15 protein-coding genes are annotated in these 16,101 nt (G+C 38.8%); 8 read left to right on the top strand and 7 right to left on the bottom strand.

Translation table 11 applies throughout. The annotated features are described in order from the left end of the window. Positions 1–223 precede the first annotated feature (223 nt). From BVH04_RS08515 to BVH04_RS08500, 4 genes are read left to right on the top strand one after another with little or no spacing between them, the layout of a single operon-like run. Entirely contained in the window at positions 224–622 is a 399-nt protein-coding gene (locus BVH04_RS08515) for an EVE domain-containing protein (protein ID WP_086541045.1), read from the top strand. Further along, positions 619–2,235: a hypothetical protein gene (locus BVH04_RS08510; protein WP_086541044.1), complete on the top strand. Its 1,617-nt coding sequence runs from the start codon at positions 619–621 to the stop codon at positions 2,233–2,235. Before BVH04_RS08515 ends, BVH04_RS08510 begins: the two co-directional genes overlap by 4 nt. A 34-nt stretch (positions 2,236–2,269) precedes the next feature. Continuing rightward, positions 2,270–2,818, top strand: coding sequence for a bifunctional pyr operon transcriptional regulator/uracil phosphoribosyltransferase PyrR (gene pyrR / locus BVH04_RS08505; RefSeq protein WP_086541043.1), 549 nt, complete (start codon positions 2,270–2,272; stop codon positions 2,816–2,818). A gap of 2 nt (positions 2,819–2,820) precedes the next feature. Then, on the top strand, positions 2,821–3,747 hold the full coding sequence (locus tag BVH04_RS08500) for an aspartate carbamoyltransferase catalytic subunit (RefSeq protein WP_086541042.1): 927 nt from the start codon (positions 2,821–2,823) through the stop codon (positions 3,745–3,747). 45 nt (positions 3,748–3,792) lie between these two features. On the opposite strand, the gene BVH04_RS08495 is transcribed toward BVH04_RS08500, so the two are convergent. Continuing rightward, positions 3,793–4,398 (bottom strand): hypothetical protein, encoded by a 606-nt coding sequence (locus BVH04_RS08495; protein ID WP_086541087.1) that lies wholly within the window; start codon positions 4,396–4,398, stop codon positions 3,793–3,795. 112 nt (positions 4,399–4,510) lie between these two features. Between BVH04_RS08495 and BVH04_RS08490 the strand changes: the two genes are divergently transcribed. The 4 genes from BVH04_RS08490 (at position 4,511) to BVH04_RS08475 (ending at position 9,197) form a co-directional block, all read left to right on the top strand. After that, positions 4,511–5,227 (top strand): ABC transporter ATP-binding protein, encoded by a 717-nt coding sequence (locus BVH04_RS08490; protein WP_086541041.1) that lies wholly within the window; start codon positions 4,511–4,513, stop codon positions 5,225–5,227. Continuing rightward, complete coding sequence (locus BVH04_RS08485) at positions 5,220–6,860, top strand: putative ABC exporter domain-containing protein (RefSeq protein ID WP_086541040.1); 1,641 nt, start codon at positions 5,220–5,222, stop codon at positions 6,858–6,860. The genes BVH04_RS08490 and BVH04_RS08485 overlap by 8 nt, the downstream gene beginning before the upstream one ends. Positions 6,861–6,991: 131 nt before the next feature. Then, complete coding sequence (locus BVH04_RS08480; RefSeq protein ID WP_086541039.1) at positions 6,992–8,359, top strand: pyridoxal-phosphate dependent enzyme; 1,368 nt, start codon at positions 6,992–6,994, stop codon at positions 8,357–8,359. 184 nt (positions 8,360–8,543) lie between these two features. Next, a complete protein-coding gene (locus BVH04_RS08475; RefSeq protein WP_086541038.1) occupies positions 8,544–9,197 on the top strand; it encodes a hypothetical protein in 654 nt (217 codons plus the stop codon). Here the strand turns inward: BVH04_RS08475 and BVH04_RS08470 are convergent. The 6 genes from BVH04_RS08470 to BVH04_RS08435 all read right to left on the bottom strand — a co-directional run bounded on the left by BVH04_RS08470 (position 9,184) and on the right by BVH04_RS08435 (position 15,998). Further along, positions 9,184–9,912: a lysophospholipid acyltransferase family protein gene (locus tag BVH04_RS08470; protein WP_317045491.1), complete on the bottom strand. Its 729-nt coding sequence runs from the start codon at positions 9,910–9,912 to the stop codon at positions 9,184–9,186. The two genes, BVH04_RS08475 and BVH04_RS08470, sit on opposite strands and share 14 nt — an antisense overlap. Positions 9,913–10,479: 567 nt before the next feature. Next, positions 10,480–11,490, bottom strand: a complete 1,011-nt coding sequence (locus BVH04_RS08465; protein ID WP_240510879.1) for a DUF4221 family protein — start codon at positions 11,488–11,490, stop codon at positions 10,480–10,482. Positions 11,491–12,155: 665 nt separating this feature from the next. Further along, positions 12,156–12,674: a hypothetical protein gene (locus BVH04_RS08455; protein WP_086541035.1), complete on the bottom strand. Its 519-nt coding sequence runs from the start codon at positions 12,672–12,674 to the stop codon at positions 12,156–12,158. A 138-nt stretch (positions 12,675–12,812) separates the two neighbouring features. Further along, on the bottom strand, positions 12,813–13,961 hold the full coding sequence (locus BVH04_RS08450; protein WP_086541034.1) for a 6-bladed beta-propeller: 1,149 nt from the start codon (positions 13,959–13,961) through the stop codon (positions 12,813–12,815). 700 nt (positions 13,962–14,661) lie between these two features. Next, a complete protein-coding gene (locus tag BVH04_RS08440) occupies positions 14,662–15,738 on the bottom strand; it encodes a BF3164 family lipoprotein (RefSeq protein WP_086541032.1) in 1,077 nt (358 codons plus the stop codon). Beyond that, the gene (locus tag BVH04_RS08435) at positions 15,714–15,998 is read right to left on the bottom strand and encodes a hypothetical protein (RefSeq protein WP_086541031.1); all 285 of its coding nucleotides are present in this window, start codon (positions 15,996–15,998) and stop codon (positions 15,714–15,716) included. The genes BVH04_RS08440 and BVH04_RS08435 overlap by 25 nt, the downstream gene beginning before the upstream one ends. Between the last annotated feature and the right edge of the window lie 103 nt (positions 15,999–16,101).

The raw sequence follows: 16,101 nt of genomic DNA, 5'->3' as shown, positions 1-16,101 counted from the left end.
TTTCTGGGGTTGCGTGAGTGTATTTAGACAAATGTCTTGAAATAATGTTTCAATTTAAGAGGCTATGACTTAACTTAAAATTGAAATGTGATTTTCCATTAGTTGAGCTTTGCAAATCACTGGAATGGAGTAAGATTCATATACATTTCAAGTGTTTTTAAACAGTGAGAATGTTATTACGTTATTTAGTTCAACTTCTTTTTAACTTTCAATCAACAAAAGTATGACATACTGGATGGTCAAGTCAGAGCCACAATCCTATTCTTGGGCTGATTTCGTCGAGAAAAATGAAGATGTGTGGGATGGTGTGAGGAATTATCAAGCACGGAATTATCTTCGGGAAATGGAGTTGGGAGACTTGGTGTTTTTTTATCACAGTGGAAAAGAAAAAGCCATCGTAGGTATAGCTGAGGTAAGTCAGGAGCAGTTTCCTGACGCTAAGGATAATGCGTGGACTGCCGTAAAATTGAAAGTGAAACGTCCACTGAAAAATGCAGTTTCCCTAGCCGATATCAAAGCTGAGGATAACTTATCCGATTTGCCAATGCTAAAGCAATCCCGCTTGTCTGTGTTGCCTGTCGGGAAGATAGAATTTGATTTACTTCTTAAAATGGGTTCATGAAAAAGCTGATTCTATTTCTTTTCCTTTTTATTCTTGGGCAGCATGTCTTTGCTCAGCTCAGATTCATAGAACGCTATGAAATACCTTCAGAGTTGAATGATCCGCTGTTTGAGATGATTAATTCTGAAGTGGGATTGGTTTCCTTTCGGACTCTTCCCGAGAAAGGTCTGAATCTGAGGCGTATTTTTCAATATTTTATCTCAGACTCCTCCCTGAATTCCTCCGAAGGATTGGTGGAGTTTCCTGTGAAGGAGGGATATGATATGTTGGGATACGATACGGATGATAACTTGCTCTTTATTCTTTTCACCAGAGGGTTCGCTATAAATGCCGCGAAGTATTTGCTCCAAGTGAATTTGGAAACTAAGCAAGGGCTAGAATTTGTAGTGGATAACGTGCTGGATATGGAGATTATGGAGTTTTTGGTTCAAAATAAAAAAGCCATTTTCATGGGAACGTCTGATAGTCGGCCTGTCCTGCAGATTCATGATTTGGTCACTAAAAGTGTCCAAACCCTTCAGGGGATTTATGGAAATGATACTCAAATTCTGCAGATTCGAAAAAAGCCCGAAACTCAATCGCTAGAGGTAGTCCTGAGCAGGAAGGGAGCTTATAAAAATCGGGATATACTCATTAACACCTATGACATGATTGGGAATGTCATACAGCAGATAAAAGTAGATCAGTTTGCTTCGCCTGGCCAAGAGATTATGGACGGGATTTTACTGTCAGCAGGAAACTATCAAGAAGCGATGATAGGTGCTTTTGGGCTGGAACGCAGAAATTCCTACCAAGGCATGTACATCATGGATATTAATGAATTTGGGGAGTTTGATTTCAAACTGTACACGTTGGAAGATTTTCCGAATTTCTACAATTACCTCAACGAAAAAGCTAAAGCAAAAAGAGATACTGATGTCCAAAAGGAACTTGAGAGAAAAAAGATCCCGGGTATAAGTAGTATGTATTCTATCCGCGATGTACGCCAAACTCCTAATGCTTACTATGTTTACTTTGATCAATATACGGTGGCCAATAGTCGATATCAAAATGGCATGTATTCGCGTGACGGAGGCTATCGGTACGATCGATGGAGCAGAATGGGAACTACTATCCTGAATGATCCATATTTGGTTAATCGCTTCCCTATGACTAGTAGTTACCAGACCGTACCTGAGTACCGATATGTTTCAGCGCACTTTGCCAAAATCGCAAAAACAGGTCAGGTACTTTGGGACAATGCTTCTTCTTACAATGAAATGGTCACCACCTATCCAGAAGCATTCGGCGAAGTGGCTGTGGTGGGAGAGGATTTTTACCATATGTATGTAGTGGACCAGACTATCCACCTAAGTTTTTTCAGAAATGGAGAAAAGATCTTTGAAAACCAGGAATTCGAATTGGGCTTGGTCAATGAGAATGAACGGATTCGGGATACTAATCTGGAGAGTTTAAGATTGATACATTGGTATGACAGATACTATTTGCTTTCGGGTACTCAGCGCGTTCGATACTTGAATAAGGACGGAGTTGATCAAATGAGAGAGGTTTACTTTCTTACCAAAATAGTGGTGGACGGGGATTTGTATCGGCCAGAAGAACTTCCGGACTAGATTTTATTTTTATATTTACCCGCAAATCTACCCCATGCAAAAAAGGCTAGTCTTAGACGAAGTACAAATTGAGATCATACTCAGGAGATTTTGTCATCAACTGATCGAAAATCACGATGATTTTGACAACACCGTACTTTTGGGTTTGCAGCCTAGAGGGCCAATATTGTTGGATAAAATCGTAAAACTTCTGGAAGAAATTTCCGGAGTGAAAGTTCCTTCAGGATATCTCGATGCTACTTTTCACAGAGATGATTTTCGCAGGAGAGATCTTCCTCTCAAAGCAAACGAAACCAAAATCAACTTTCTGGTCGAAGGCAAAAAAGTAATCTTAGTCGATGATGTGCTGTACAAAGGCAGGTCTGTAAGAGCGGCGATGGATGCGATGATAGCTTTTGGAAGACCGCAGAAAGTGGAGCTCATGGTGCTGGTAGATCGCAAACTCACCCGGGATTATCCTATTATGCCTGATTATTATGGCATCCGTGTACATACGTTGGTAAGTCAATATGTGCTAGTGGAATGGGCTGAGCAGGGAAATGAAAAAGACGCAATTTGGATCACAGAGAAAGTTAACCCTTAACCATGTCGCAACTCAGTACAAAACACCTACTTGGAATCAAAAACCTAACAGAGGAAGATATCCAGCTTATTCTTGACACGGCGGCAAATTTCAAAGAAGTGATCAATCGCCCGATCAAAAAAGTACCTTCTCTTCGTGATATCACGATTGCCAATGTGTTTTTCGAGAATTCTACCCGAACCAGACTCTCTTTTGAGCTAGCAGAAAAAAGGCTTTCTGCTGATGTGATAAACTTTTCCTCCTCAAACAGTTCGGTGAAAAAAGGGGAGACGCTGGTAGATACAGTCAATAATATACTTTCCATGAAAGTGGATATGGTGGTGATGAGACATTCAAGTCCCGGCGCACCACACTTCCTTTCCCGAAATGTAAATGCGAATATCATCAATGCCGGAGATGGGACTCACGAGCATCCAACTCAGGCTTTGCTTGATGCATTTTCTATCAAAGAAAAGTTGGGAGATGTGGCAGGGAAAAAAGTTGCCATCATCGGTGATATTTTGCATTCACGAGTAGCACTTTCCAATATTTTTTGCCTGCAAAAACTTGGTGCAGAAGTGATGGTATGTGGTCCAATCACCTTGCTTCCGAAATACATTGCGAGTCTGGGAGTGAAAGTAGAATTGGATGTGAAGAAAGCCCTGCAATGGTGTGATGTCGCTAACGTCCTTAGAATTCAACTCGAAAGACAGCAAATCAAATACTTCCCAAGTTTGCGCGAATATTCACTTTACTATGGAATCAATAAAAAACTATTAAGCCAATTGGATAAGGAGATCGTAATCATGCACCCAGGGCCTATCAATCGGGGAGTGGAACTGAGCTCAGATGTAGCAGATTCGGAGCATTCAATTATCCTTGAGCAGGTGCAAAACGGAGTAGCAATAAGAATGGCTGTACTTTATTTATTGGCAGGAGCAAAAGGGTAAAGAGATTTGAAATCTTAAGTCTCAAATCTCAAATCTCTATCTTCTTTACCTCCATCTTCCTCCGCCGATAAAAGCTCCAAGCGTAAATCCAAAGTATTGGTTGATCGCCTCACCGATTACTTGTCCCGAGGCGTTTTGCAAATTACTTGAAGGGATGAAGTTGTATTCAGCGCCCATTCTGAATTTGCCCAGTTCTATTCCTGCTCGTATCATAGGAGCCCATTTGAAATTAGCTTCCAAATCCCCGAAGTTATCAGGGGAGTTAAAATCATCGCTATTTACTTCAATGCTGCTTAGCGCATAATATCCAAAACCAGCGCCGATGAAGGGAGCAAGTTTATTTCCTTCCTTGTGAAAAAAGTAGTCAAAAGTGCCTGAAACAGAAATATTTCCAGATATCTCTCCTTCGTAGTCTTCCGTCAAGTTGAAATAGGTGACATCTTTTGCCAACGCTGTCGTTCCGAATCTAATCCCTACCGACATGTTATCCGCCACATTAATTTTTGGTTCTATATTAAATAAAAGGCCAATTCCTCCTCCTTTTGGAATGGCGGGGCCGGTCTCTAGATTGATTCTGAACCTTCCTGCCTGCTGAGCTATCGAGGCGCCTGAAACAGAGATAAATAGAAGAAATAAAAAGAACTTTTTCATAGCCGGGTTTTTGTGAAGGTGAAAACTGATTTTATTCTCCCTTTTCAAAAAAGATTCCAAAAATTCGTAACCTATCCTTAAGCAGGTTAGTTTTAGCCTCAAATTCACTTTTATGCTGAGCGTAACCAATCTGGTAAAAACCTATGGCAAGCAGAATGCTGTCAATGATATTACATTTGAACTCCAAGGAGGAGAGGTAGTCGGCCTGTTGGGGCCAAATGGTGCGGGAAAAAGTACTACGATGAAATGCATTGTGGGCTTGCTTCGCAAAACTTCCGGGGAAATTACGTTGGGAGGACACGATCATTTGAGCGTGGAGGCTAAGCGTCTTTTTAGCTACATTCCTGAGACTCCTTACGTTTATGATTTGCTTACTGTTCATGAACACATGCAGTTTGTAGCGCAGGCTTATGGGGTGAAAGATTGGAGAGGAAAGGCAGATGAGTATTTGGAGATATTTGAGTTAACGGACAAAAGAGACAAACTCGGTCGGGATCTTTCCAAAGGAATGCGTCAAAAGGTTTCTATTTGCTGTGCTTTGCTACCTGATCCTCAGGTTTTGTTTTTTGATGAGCCGATGATTGGTTTGGATCCAAGAGCGATCAAAAACACCAAGAAGATTTTTAGACAGTTGAAAGAAGCAGGAAAGACAATTCTGGTCAGCACTCACTTGATTGACAGTGTTGAGACTATTGCGGACAGAGTGATGATTCTGAAAAATGGAAACATCGTCGGGAATGACACGATTTCAAACCTTAAGCAGCAATTTGTACAAGAAGAAGGAACCACTTTGGAAGACCTTTTCTTAGAAATGACAAAAGATGAATGAAATCCGACTGCTGTTCAGGAAGGATATGTTCATCCTGCTCAATAATATCAAGTTAATACTGAGAAATCCTCTTCGGCTATTGCCGTATGCAGGTCTTGCGGGCTATATATTTTTTATGTACTTCATGCGTCTCAAGAGCAGAGGCGAGGACTCAGCTAGCCAAGAAATGCCAGAATTGGATATGAATGGCATTCCTGAGGTGAATTTTGCGATGCAAAACATAGTCGGGGGAGTGACAATTTTGGCCTTGGTTATTCTCATTTACCAGCTTTACAGAGCCACGAAAAACAATGTCAGCTTTTTCAAAATGGCTGATGTCAATCTGCTTTTCACCGCGCCGGTTAAGCCAGAGAATATCCTGATTTATTATATGGGAAGGTCAATTTTGCCTTCTCTTGGCGGTGCTATCATCTTCGTGGCCTATGCATACAGTCAGGCGATAGATACTTTTGAGGTGAGTGTCGCGAATTTTGTATTCCTGATTCTATCTGTAGCCTTGTTCTTTTTTATTATTTCCCCTATCAAATTTCTTGTTTACACGCTGAATACGAAGTTTGATGTGATGGAATACATCCGCATCGGAGTGATCATTTTGGCGGTTTTACTTTCCGGAATGATTATTATCCCGGGACTGATGGCAGAGAAATTCTGGCAGGGAATGTTTACTTGGATCAGTTCTCCTTGGTTTGATTTCTTTCCGATTGTGGGATGGAGTCGGGGAATTGCGAGCTATCTAGGTCATGGAAATGCGGTGATTTCTATTGGCTTTATTTTGCTTTATGGGATTTCCTATTTTGCGATTTTAAAATTGGTAATTCGCTTTGCTGGCTATTATTACGAAGACGTGCTGGAAGCGACCAAGTCAAACGAGGATAAGCTGGAGAAAGTAAAAGGTAAAAAGGAAGTTGGCGAGAGTTCATATAGTCTGAATACTAAAAAGAAACTTGCGCTTCCCGACTTCGGAACGGGCGCCAAGGCATTTTATTGGAGGAATTATGTGCATAGCTCCCGGCAGGATTTCCATCCGCTATTTGGATTGTACTCTCTGATCATGGTAGCAATAGGGATTGTACTGGCTGTACTTTCGTTATTCGAATGGTTCTCACATTACTTTTTGTACGGATATCTGCTGATTATGCTGTTTCTATATTTCTTTGCAGGTATAGGCAGAGCAAATGTGGGAGACCTGAAAAAGCCATTTTTCATCCTTGTTCCAGCTACGTGGGCTTCCAAGTTTTGGAATATGATCAAGCTGGATATTTTGCAGATATCTTTGTTTTGCGTGGCCTTGATTATCCCTACAGTTCTGATTGCAGGTCTAAACTGGTTTATAATTCCGCTGTTCTTATTTGCAACTATAGAAGTTTACTTGATAGGTTTCGGTATTAATATCATTCCTCAAATAGCATTAGACGAGGGTTGGGACAGGAAATTGATCAAACCATTTATGATTGGAGGGATTGTGCTTTTCGGTTTTGTGCCTGCATTTGCGTTCAGTATTATCGCATTTGTAGTTTCCAAGCAATTCGTTTGGGCGCTGTTTGGAGGGACATTTGGAATGTTTTTCGTAGCAGCTATTCTGATGCATGTGACCTTGGATGTATTGAAGCGATTGGAGTTTAGGGAGATTTGATGAGTCGCAGTTTAAATTGTTCAGTCAACGTCTTTTCTATCGACAAGCCGAATTTTATTCTGTTTTAACTTTCCCACAATCGCTTCACCAAGAAAATTCCCGTATTTTTGCCCTACCAAATGTAACCAACTATGATCTACAACTCAATAATCGAGACCATCGGTAATACGCCGATGATCAGACTAAATAAGCTTGCCAAACACATCAAGGGCGAGGTGCTGGTGAAAGTGGAGTACTTCAATCCCGGTAACTCAATGAAAGATCGAATGGCGATCAAAATGGTGGAGGATGCCGAAAAAGCAGGTTTGCTGAAACCCGGAGGAACGATCATCGAAGGTACCAGCGGAAATACAGGAATGGGCTTGGCGCTTGTAGCAATTGCAAGAGGCTATAAGTGTATTTTCACCATGGCGGATAAGCAGTCCAAAGAGAAGATCGACATTCTCAAGGCAGTAGGGGCAGAAGTGATCGTTTGTCCTACAAACGTTTCACCGGAGGATCCAAGATCATATTACTCCATCGCGAGAAAATTGAATCAGGATATTCCGAATTCCTTTTACCCAAATCAATATGATAATATGTCCAATACGGCGGCTCACTACGAGACGACAGGGCCAGAGATCTGGAATGATACCGATGGGAAAATCACTCACTATGCAGCTGGCGTAGGAACTGGAGGCTCCATGTGCGGAACTGCGATGTATCTGAAACAGCAGAATCCAAATGTGGTGACTGTGGGAATAGATACTTATGGTTCTGTATTTAAGAAGTATAAGGAAACTGGCATTTTTGATGAGAAAGAGGTCTATCCATACCTGACGGAAGGGATCGGAGAGGACATTCTGCCAAAGAACGTGAACTTCGATATGATCGATCACTTCGTCAAAGTGACTGATAAAGATTCTGCGGTGATGACGCGTAGATTGGCAAGAGAAGAAGGCTTGTTTGTAGGTTGGTCTTGCGGATCGGCTGTGCACGGTGCATTGGAGTGGGCCAAAGATAATCTGAAAGAAGGTGATCAGATGGTGATTATCCTTCCAGATCACGGCACTCGATATTTGGGAAAAGTCTATAACGATGAGTGGATGAGAAACCACGGATTCTTGGAAGATAAGACCTTCTCTACAGCGAGAGATATCATCTCGCAGCGAAATGGAGCTTATACTTTGGTTTCAACTCTGAAAACTGACTCAGTGAAGGAGGCAATTGGATTGATGAACAAGACAAGTGTTTCGCAGATTCCAGTAATGGAAAACGGTGAAGTGGTCGGAAGCTTGACGGATAATAAACTGCTTGCCAGAATCATCGATAACCCAGCCTTGAAAGATGCGAATGTTGCCGATGTAATGGAAGATTCTATGCATTTTGTGGCGCTTGATAGCACGCTGGATGTGCTTTCCTCTATGGTGGAAAAACAAAAAGCAGTACTTGTGCGAGATGCACAGAATCAAATTCATATCATCACCAAGCACGATATCTTAGAGGCTTTCACGAAGTAGTATCACCATTATAAATGGGTCTGATGCCAGCACCCTTAATTCCTTTGGTTTACAGGCGAGAAGACTGAAGACGTCCCGATTGCTATCGGGAGAAGTAACCTAAACTTTAGTTTCGATAGCTTTCGAGACCAGATTTTATATAGCTTATTACCCTTTACTGGTAAAAAACCGACTACACAAAAATATGGATCTGGGTAAAATTCAGAGTATCATTGATTCGGGAGTAGATTTTGATATTAAGGAGATACTTACAAAAGCCTGGGAGATGTTCAAATCCCAGGCAGTGTTTCATGTGGGATACATGGTGCTGATTGCGGCGATTCAGGCTGGCTTCGCTCTTTATTTGAAGGATTTCACTTTCCTCTATAGTATCTTTTTGGCCCCTCCACTTATCTGTGGCTTTTACTTAATTGCTAACCGTCAAAGCCAAAAGGAGTACCTGGATTTCCAGAATTATTTTGATGGGTTCAAATACTGGTGGAATCTAGTGACTACTAACCTCATTAGCTCAATTGTGATTGTTTTTGGGATTATTTGCTTTGTGGCACCGGGGATTTATTTACTCATTGGCTACATGTTTTGCCTGCTGTTTGTGATTTTTGGAGGATTTGATTTTTGGACTTCCATGGAGCTCAGCCGTAGACTGGTTCATACGAATTGGCTGAAATTCTTTTTGTTCGGGCTAGCATTACTAGCTCTTAATATAGTGGGTTTCCTTTGTTTGGTAGTTGGGCTCTTCATCACGGTTCCGATGACTTATCTATCCGTTTATATTCTTTTTGAAGAGTTGACTATTGATGCGGTGGACGAACCAAGTGAAACTATCATTCAGGTGTAAGAATCATAGCCTCAAGCCTTGATTGGCATTTCTTGGAGAGTACACTCACTGCAGTTTCTGAAGGGGAAGGAGGATAGATTGGTTTAGAAAAGTAGATTTTCACTTTGCCAGGTCTGATCAAAAGCGATCCCTTTTTCATGATTTTATTTGCCCCAATTACTGCGATCGGAAGGATAGGAATGCCCGTCTCTACAGCAAGTCTAAATGCTCCGGATTTGAATGGCAAAAGTGGAGCTTCACTGTCATTTCTAGTTCCTTCAGGAGCGACTACGGCTGAGATTCCCTGATTCAGAAAGCTTACTAATTGGCCTATACTTTTTTTTCTTGATTCGGTATCCGTTCTGTCCACCCAGATGGCTACTTTGCCTACTACCCAACCAAAAAATGGGATGTTGGATAATTCTTTTTTTCCCAGTGCGCGTACTTGCTGGGGTATGGCAAGCGGAATAATGGCAGCATCCACGAACGAGCGATGGTTGAAGATGTAGATGTAGGGCTGTGAGCGATCAATGATATCTCGTCCATGGAACTCATAGCGGATTCCCGAGCCAAAAGACCAGACCCTTGCCCAAATTCGAAAAAGTAAAAAAGAGATTTTGCCCCCTGCTGGACTAATACTCAAGGGAATTACAATAAAAAGCCCAAGGATCAGGAGTAGCGTGAAGAAAAGTATAATGGAGTAAATGGTAAATAATACGTGGATGATTTTTATCATTCGCTAGAATTGGTAATTTTGGGTGTAATATAATCTTCACTCTTTGCTTGCAGGAGCCTCCGATCATTCGGGGGCTCTATTTTTTTGGATGCTTCGCAAAATATAGGGACTTATTTTAGGAAATCGAGCTGGGTGTGACTGCACTTTGATATGATTCAATAGTTTACCTTAATCAGTGGAGACTTCCCAGATTCCTAGGCTAAAGCGGTAAATTATGAGCTGTTTAGTGCCCATGGTCTTGTCATGAGGGGGCAACTGCAATGTTTTTCAAGCCTTATCCACAATCTCACGGAGATAAAAAAAAATTGGCAGACACTCAACTGCCTTGATAATTTTGTAGATTGAATCAGCCTGGTTAATGAGTTGGAACTACTATTTGCACTAAAAAGAGGAAACTACCAGTTTTGTAGTTTCCTCTTTTCCTCAACTTTACTATTCCAAGATACCTAAATTTGACCTAGATTATCACTCGTATGCCAGTAGTTTATTTTTATACTACTTTTTTAAAGTTTCAACAGGTGAGAATACCTCAATAGCTATCGTATTTTCGTTTTTTTCAAATAAATCTCATCGGAAGATATTGATTCCTTTTGAAGAAAGGAAAACTTTCGACGGATCATATACCTGCGATGAAAAATAATGCTCTCCCCATTTTTCAAAATTCGCATTAAGAATTATTATCGAAAAATCTGGAACTTTCGTAATTGAGAGCTTTTCCAAGGGAGAGCGTATTAACGCAATACGATAATATAGATTTCGAGAATTGTCATAATATATGCCTCTATAATCAGAGTTGGACATCCCATGATCATCTTCTTCTTGATCTCCAGTACCTTTAGTCCTCGTGAGATAGTGAGACACATCATATTTGAACGGAGGAATGGCATCGAAATACTCAGAACCGACATAATGTTGGCTCACTTTCCGTGTCTTAAGATTGATATTTTGCAGGAAATGATCTACTGGATAGCTTACAACCAATTCGTCAGTTATTGAATTATAGGCTATGCTTGGTTCGTATTTAAATTTCGACCCCCAATATGCATTACTATATATTTCTGGAAATGTACTAAGGTACTTTATCTTCCTTGTATTCAGATCTAAGCTTAATGAGCTTGGATAGCTGTGGTAATCATTTTGATACTTTGTGATGGTACACGGAATAAATAATTTTCCTTGGGAAAACAGTATAGGTGTAGTCGTGGTGGGAAAAGGCATAGGGAGATTGGCGGGGTCATCGTAGTCTGTAAGTTTGTAACGATTTATTATTTTGCCTGAATCAGTCATGTGTAATAGAACCCCTGTCCAATGATGGAATATATAGATGGAATCAAAGCTATGAAGATAGTGAGCTGAGGAAGTCGAGTTTCCCACACCATTTGGGCCTTCGTATTGAAATTGAATTTTACGTGACTTTTTTGAGTCCTGATACTCGAATATCACTAGTGTCTCTAGTTCAGTATCCAGAAAGCTTAAATATTCTTTTCCTTCAATATTTGTAACCCCTATTGAGTTGGTCGAAAAACGAAGGCTTGAATCCAAAGGATATTCAAGAATGTTCAATGATACTAACTCCATAGCTTTGTTGTATTCAGAAGAGTTTGCTAACTGAAAATAGGAGTTAAATTCGCTCTTTTCAGTACAAGAAAAACCTAGCACTACAATTGAATATAAGATTGAATATTTTTTCATATTGAAATCAAAAGTGTTAACAATATATGTTTTAAGTAATATTGTTAGACAGCTGCCTTTAGGATTCAAGGAGTTCTATTACAGTAGTTATGCTATTAATATAGGCTAGTAACAAACCAACGGATTCCAGAAGGCAGCTGTATGATTAGTTCTAGCTATTTATTGTACCACTGCATAAGGGGCCTGGCCCGGATCTGACGCACATACCTCCTCCATATGGATTCGCTGTACACCCACCTTGATTTTCTGAAGCAATGTGAGATACCTCACATTTAGTGCATGTACTACAACTACTACTACTTGAACTTGTCTGAGCAAGTGCATCATTACTAATTGTCACAAACGGATCAGTGAGACTTAGCTTCACATTTAGGAATAGTGCCATAAAGAAGATTCCTATAGCGGCTGTTTTAGCTATTTTTTTCAATTTCGTATTCATTTTATTTGAATTTTGATTTAAAGTTTATTTCATTGTTTGTGGTGCTTTCGTGTCCACGGGCGTGCTTATCTTATTCGATTAGTCTAAGAAAAGAAACTTTGCAATATCCACTTCAAGTCATCGCTGTCCTCCTTTCTTGAGTATGTGTACTTATTGCATCAGCGGTTGGATGGACTGTTGACTTATCAATATTGGTTTTTGCAATAAGGTAAGCAGGTCGCTGCTTGAGCTCCATATACATTTTGCCGATGTATTCTCCGATCACTCCCAGCACTAGTAGCTGTATTCCGGATAGGAATACAATACTCGCTATCAGCGAGGCCCAGCCTGGCACAGTCATTCCCAGAAATACGATGGCTATGGCGTAGATCCCATAAGCAAAAGCCAAGCAGGCGAAAAACAATCCTCCCGCCAATGCAAAACGCAATGGTTTGATGCTGAAAGAAGTGATGCCATTACTTGCCAGGTTTAGCATTTTCCAGATACTGTATTTTGTCTTGCCAAATCTTCTGTTTTCCTCCCTGTAATAAATCACCCCCTGCTGATACCCTATCCAGGAAAACATTCCTCTTAAGTATAGATTCTGACTTTGAATGCTTCGTATGATATCCGCTACTTTTATGTCGATCATTACATTCTTCTGTTTGTGAATTTTTTGATTGTGTTACAACAGTTTCTTAAAGCCAACTAACTATATTAATATATTTTATATAATTCTGTTTATAAATAACCGGAGAAATATTGTTAGAATTGGGTATTTGTAGATTCCCTATAAGTTTTTTATGTGATATTTTGCTACTACAAATCCTGTTTCTGGACCAAGAGATTTTATATATTCATTAAATATTAATTTTTTATCAATGTTTATATTAGCTTTTTCTTTTAGTTCTTCGTATTCATGAAAGGTGTATATGTTATTGGAATTATCTAAAATTCTTGGATTTAGATAATTTAGTCCTCCATCAATATCATTAATAATATTAATTCCTGTAAATATATCTCTATTAATCCTATTTAATAGATAAAAATAAATTGTGTTGTTTTTTATATAACCATCGATTAAAAACTCTTTATTGGCCATTAATTTTGGATAATGGAAAGCATAATTGGACATCACCTCACTTTTATCAAGAATTGATTCATGGCCACTTTCTGTATCAAATTTCACATATTCATACGGAAGATTTTGGTTGTTGATATTGATATGAAATTTGGATATTTTTTTATTCGTATTGATTTTATATAATGTGTCAAGGAAGATATGGGATGCAAATACTTCGTCCTCATATCTAAATATATTGCTTCTGTCTAAATGGGAACTGACTAAATCGTTTTTTATATGTTTTACTAAGGGTTCTAAGTTGTTTGTTTTAGAGTCCCAAATTGCAAACATGTAAGTGCTTTCTGGATAATCCGTTGTTAAATTATTATTATAAATTATATATTTATCTCTTGATATTGAAGAGAAATTTCCAAACGAAAATGGGAGCTTTATCGACTCAATAAATGCCCCAGATATAGAATACCGTAGAATATCTTTGTTTGTCAGTACTTCGATAGTTTCTCTTTCAATGTTGTAATTTATATTTTCAATCCATTGATATTCACCAGGCCCTTCTCCATATTTGTTAATAATCGATATTAAGTTAAATTGCTTATCTAGTATGTATATATTCATTGACATCTCGAAATCTGCTATAATGAAATTATTTTCTGTTAATAATATTTTATCAAAATATCCATATTTTATTTCTTTGGGTAAAATATTGTATTCGATACTATCAATAAATTCAGATAGTTTCAAGTCTCGGTTCACTCTAAAATTAATCAGTTCAACATCCTCCGCTTCTGTTTTAGTAGTAGGTTCTGTACAGCTCAGTGTGATTGAAAATAATGTTATTATGTATATATATTTCATTTTGTCAATTATTTTATGTGCTTTTTACATTATCTTTCATAATAATATTTGAAACTATTAAATTAAACTATGATCATAAGTTTTATTATATTGATATAAAGTTCTACTACATTTGATCATAGTTTAATTCAAGCTTTTTAAGTTCCTCCGCAAGCCTCTTCACATGGAAGCTGAATTGATGCGGAACAGAATCTTCCTCCAATTTACCTACATTTTAGCACTCTTTTATTGCAATTAGGGATATAATTACTGCAATAGTCAAATTGGACATAATATATTTCCATTCCACTACTAGAATTTGTTTGGGCGACCACCTCATTACTAATTGTCAGAAACGGATCTGTGAGACTTACTTTTACATTCATTAGTAACGCCATAAAGAATATCCCCACAGCGGCTGTTTTTGCGATCTTTTTTAATTTCGTATTCATCATTTTAAGAATTTAGTATAAGAGTAAATTTTTATTTCGTCTGAATTTTTCGTTTTCACTTAAGTTTTCTTCGACTCTGATTGGCAGAGCAAGAAAAATCATTCTGTTGTCAAGTCATGGCGGACCTCCTTTCTTGCCTACTGGATGTCATGTCTCTTGGGTTTATTGAATAGCTTCCTTGCTTTTGGGTGTCAAAAGGGAGCGTGATGTTGATTTTTGAGATGAGATAAGTGAGCCGTTTCTTGAGTTAACTAGGGAATACAATTCTTTTATAAATTGAAAACAATTACCTCCTCATCTGAAGTAAAGTTTACCCCGAATATCCTGTTCCCTTCCTCATCGATACAAAAGTCGGATACCAATTTGTCCAACAAATACCTGGAAACCCTATTCCCATCATAGTCAAACACATGTATTTCCTTTCCAGGAAAAACGCTATAGTCGTTGTCATAACCCTCCCCTGAATACAATGCATATACAAAGCTGTCAGTAACCTTCACAGAGCCGTAGTGTATCTTCCTCTCACCCTTCTTTATCACGTTTTGTCCATCAAACTCTACAGTCAGCATATCCTTGTTCCCTGTCCATATATCTTTTAACAGGTTAGCCTCCATATCAAAGAAAGAAATTCTACTATAATCCATGTATGCTTTGATAACTAGTTTTCTGGACTTATTAACTGCATATTTACCTTTCCAGATCAGGCCATAAATCATATCAGGAATATCATCTCCTCTAACATCCATTTTCTCAAATTCCCCCAGTTTGCCCACTACCTCCCCTTCTTTATCAAAAAACATAAAATGTCCTTCTTTATCATATGTCATGGTTAAATTTATTCCCTTTCCCAAAGGAATAACAGGGTTCATAAAATCACCCGAGCTAGGGAGCCTAATGCTAACGGAGGTACCGATTTCTCCGTTTTTCATAATCTCGCCCAAATCATATTTAAACTGCCTCTGCTTCATGCCATCATAAATATAGAATGAACGTTCTTGCTTATCAACATACAAAGCAACTGGCGCCAACAGTTCGTTTTCTCCTTCTCCATTGGATGCTCCATGCATCAATAATCTTTGGCTATCAGCATCATAAACCGAAATAAGGTCTCCATTTTTAAAACTGACTACAATTAAATAGTTATCAATCTTGTCAATCAGGTAATCATAGCCTATCCTATAACTTGAGAATGAATGAGACTGCAGTTCTTTCGTTTCACTGAAGCTGTAATCATTTATAGGGGGATAACTACATCTAAACAGCAAAAAAGGTAGCAAGTATACATAGTATACTTGCATTTTAATACGATAGGGTAAACCCATTATGATGTTTTCTTTCGTCCCCATAGTGTAACAAGATCACCAGCATAAATAAACGTACACTCGAAACTAATTAGCTCGGTACAGTTCCTGTCTCTACACCCCTCAAAGTTTTTTTCATCTCCAGCATCACATGGATTACTTCCACTGGTATTCGATTGAGCCATCACATCATTGCTAATGGCCACAAAAGGATCATTAAGACTCAGCTTCACGTTAAGAAATAACGCCATAAAGAATATCCCCACAGCGGCTGTTTTAGCTATTTTTTTCAATTTCGTATTCATTTTATTTGAATTTTGATTTAAAGTTTATTTCGTTGTTTGTGGTCTTTCGTGTCCACGGACGTGCTTACCTTATTCGATTAGTTTAAGAAAAGAAACTTTGCTA

Source organism: Algoriphagus antarcticus (assembly GCF_002150685.1).
GTDB lineage: Bacteria > Bacteroidota > Bacteroidia > Cytophagales > Cyclobacteriaceae > Algoriphagus > Algoriphagus antarcticus.
Note: the sequence above shows the minus strand (reverse complement) of the source record. Positions and strands in the feature narration are given on the sequence as shown.

What these genes read in the sequence shown, in the direction of transcription:
- BVH04_RS08515 (WP_086541045.1), top strand. Translation starts at nt 224, where the DNA reads ATGACATACTGGATGGTCAAGTCAGAGCCACAATCCTATTCTTGGGCT.
- BVH04_RS08510 (WP_086541044.1), top strand. Translation starts at nt 619, where the DNA reads ATGAAAAAGCTGATTCTATTTCTTTTCCTTTTTATTCTTGGGCAGCAT.
- pyrR (WP_086541043.1), top strand. Translation starts at nt 2,270, where the DNA reads ATGCAAAAAAGGCTAGTCTTAGACGAAGTACAAATTGAGATCATACTC.
- BVH04_RS08500 (WP_086541042.1), top strand. Translation starts at nt 2,821, where the DNA reads ATGTCGCAACTCAGTACAAAACACCTACTTGGAATCAAAAACCTAACA.
- BVH04_RS08495 (WP_086541087.1), bottom strand. Translation starts at nt 4,398, where the DNA reads ATGAAAAAGTTCTTTTTATTTCTTCTATTTATCTCTGTTTCAGGCGCC.
- BVH04_RS08490 (WP_086541041.1), top strand. Translation starts at nt 4,511, where the DNA reads ATGCTGAGCGTAACCAATCTGGTAAAAACCTATGGCAAGCAGAATGCT.
- BVH04_RS08485 (WP_086541040.1), top strand. Translation starts at nt 5,220, where the DNA reads ATGAATGAAATCCGACTGCTGTTCAGGAAGGATATGTTCATCCTGCTC.
- BVH04_RS08480 (WP_086541039.1), top strand. Translation starts at nt 6,992, where the DNA reads ATGATCTACAACTCAATAATCGAGACCATCGGTAATACGCCGATGATC.
- BVH04_RS08475 (WP_086541038.1), top strand. Translation starts at nt 8,544, where the DNA reads ATGGATCTGGGTAAAATTCAGAGTATCATTGATTCGGGAGTAGATTTT.
- BVH04_RS08470 (WP_317045491.1), bottom strand. Translation starts at nt 9,912, where the DNA reads ATGATAAAAATCATCCACGTATTATTTACCATTTACTCCATTATACTT.
- BVH04_RS08465 (WP_240510879.1), bottom strand. Translation starts at nt 11,490, where the DNA reads ATGGAGTTAGTATCATTGAACATTCTTGAATATCCTTTGGATTCAAGC.
- BVH04_RS08455 (WP_086541035.1), bottom strand. Translation starts at nt 12,674, where the DNA reads ATGATCGACATAAAAGTAGCGGATATCATACGAAGCATTCAAAGTCAG.
- BVH04_RS08450 (WP_086541034.1), bottom strand. Translation starts at nt 13,961, where the DNA reads ATGAAATATATATACATAATAACATTATTTTCAATCACACTGAGCTGT.
- BVH04_RS08440 (WP_086541032.1), bottom strand. Translation starts at nt 15,738, where the DNA reads ATGGGGACGAAAGAAAACATCATAATGGGTTTACCCTATCGTATTAAA.
- BVH04_RS08435 (WP_086541031.1), bottom strand. Translation starts at nt 15,998, where the DNA reads ATGAATACGAAATTGAAAAAAATAGCTAAAACAGCCGCTGTGGGGATA.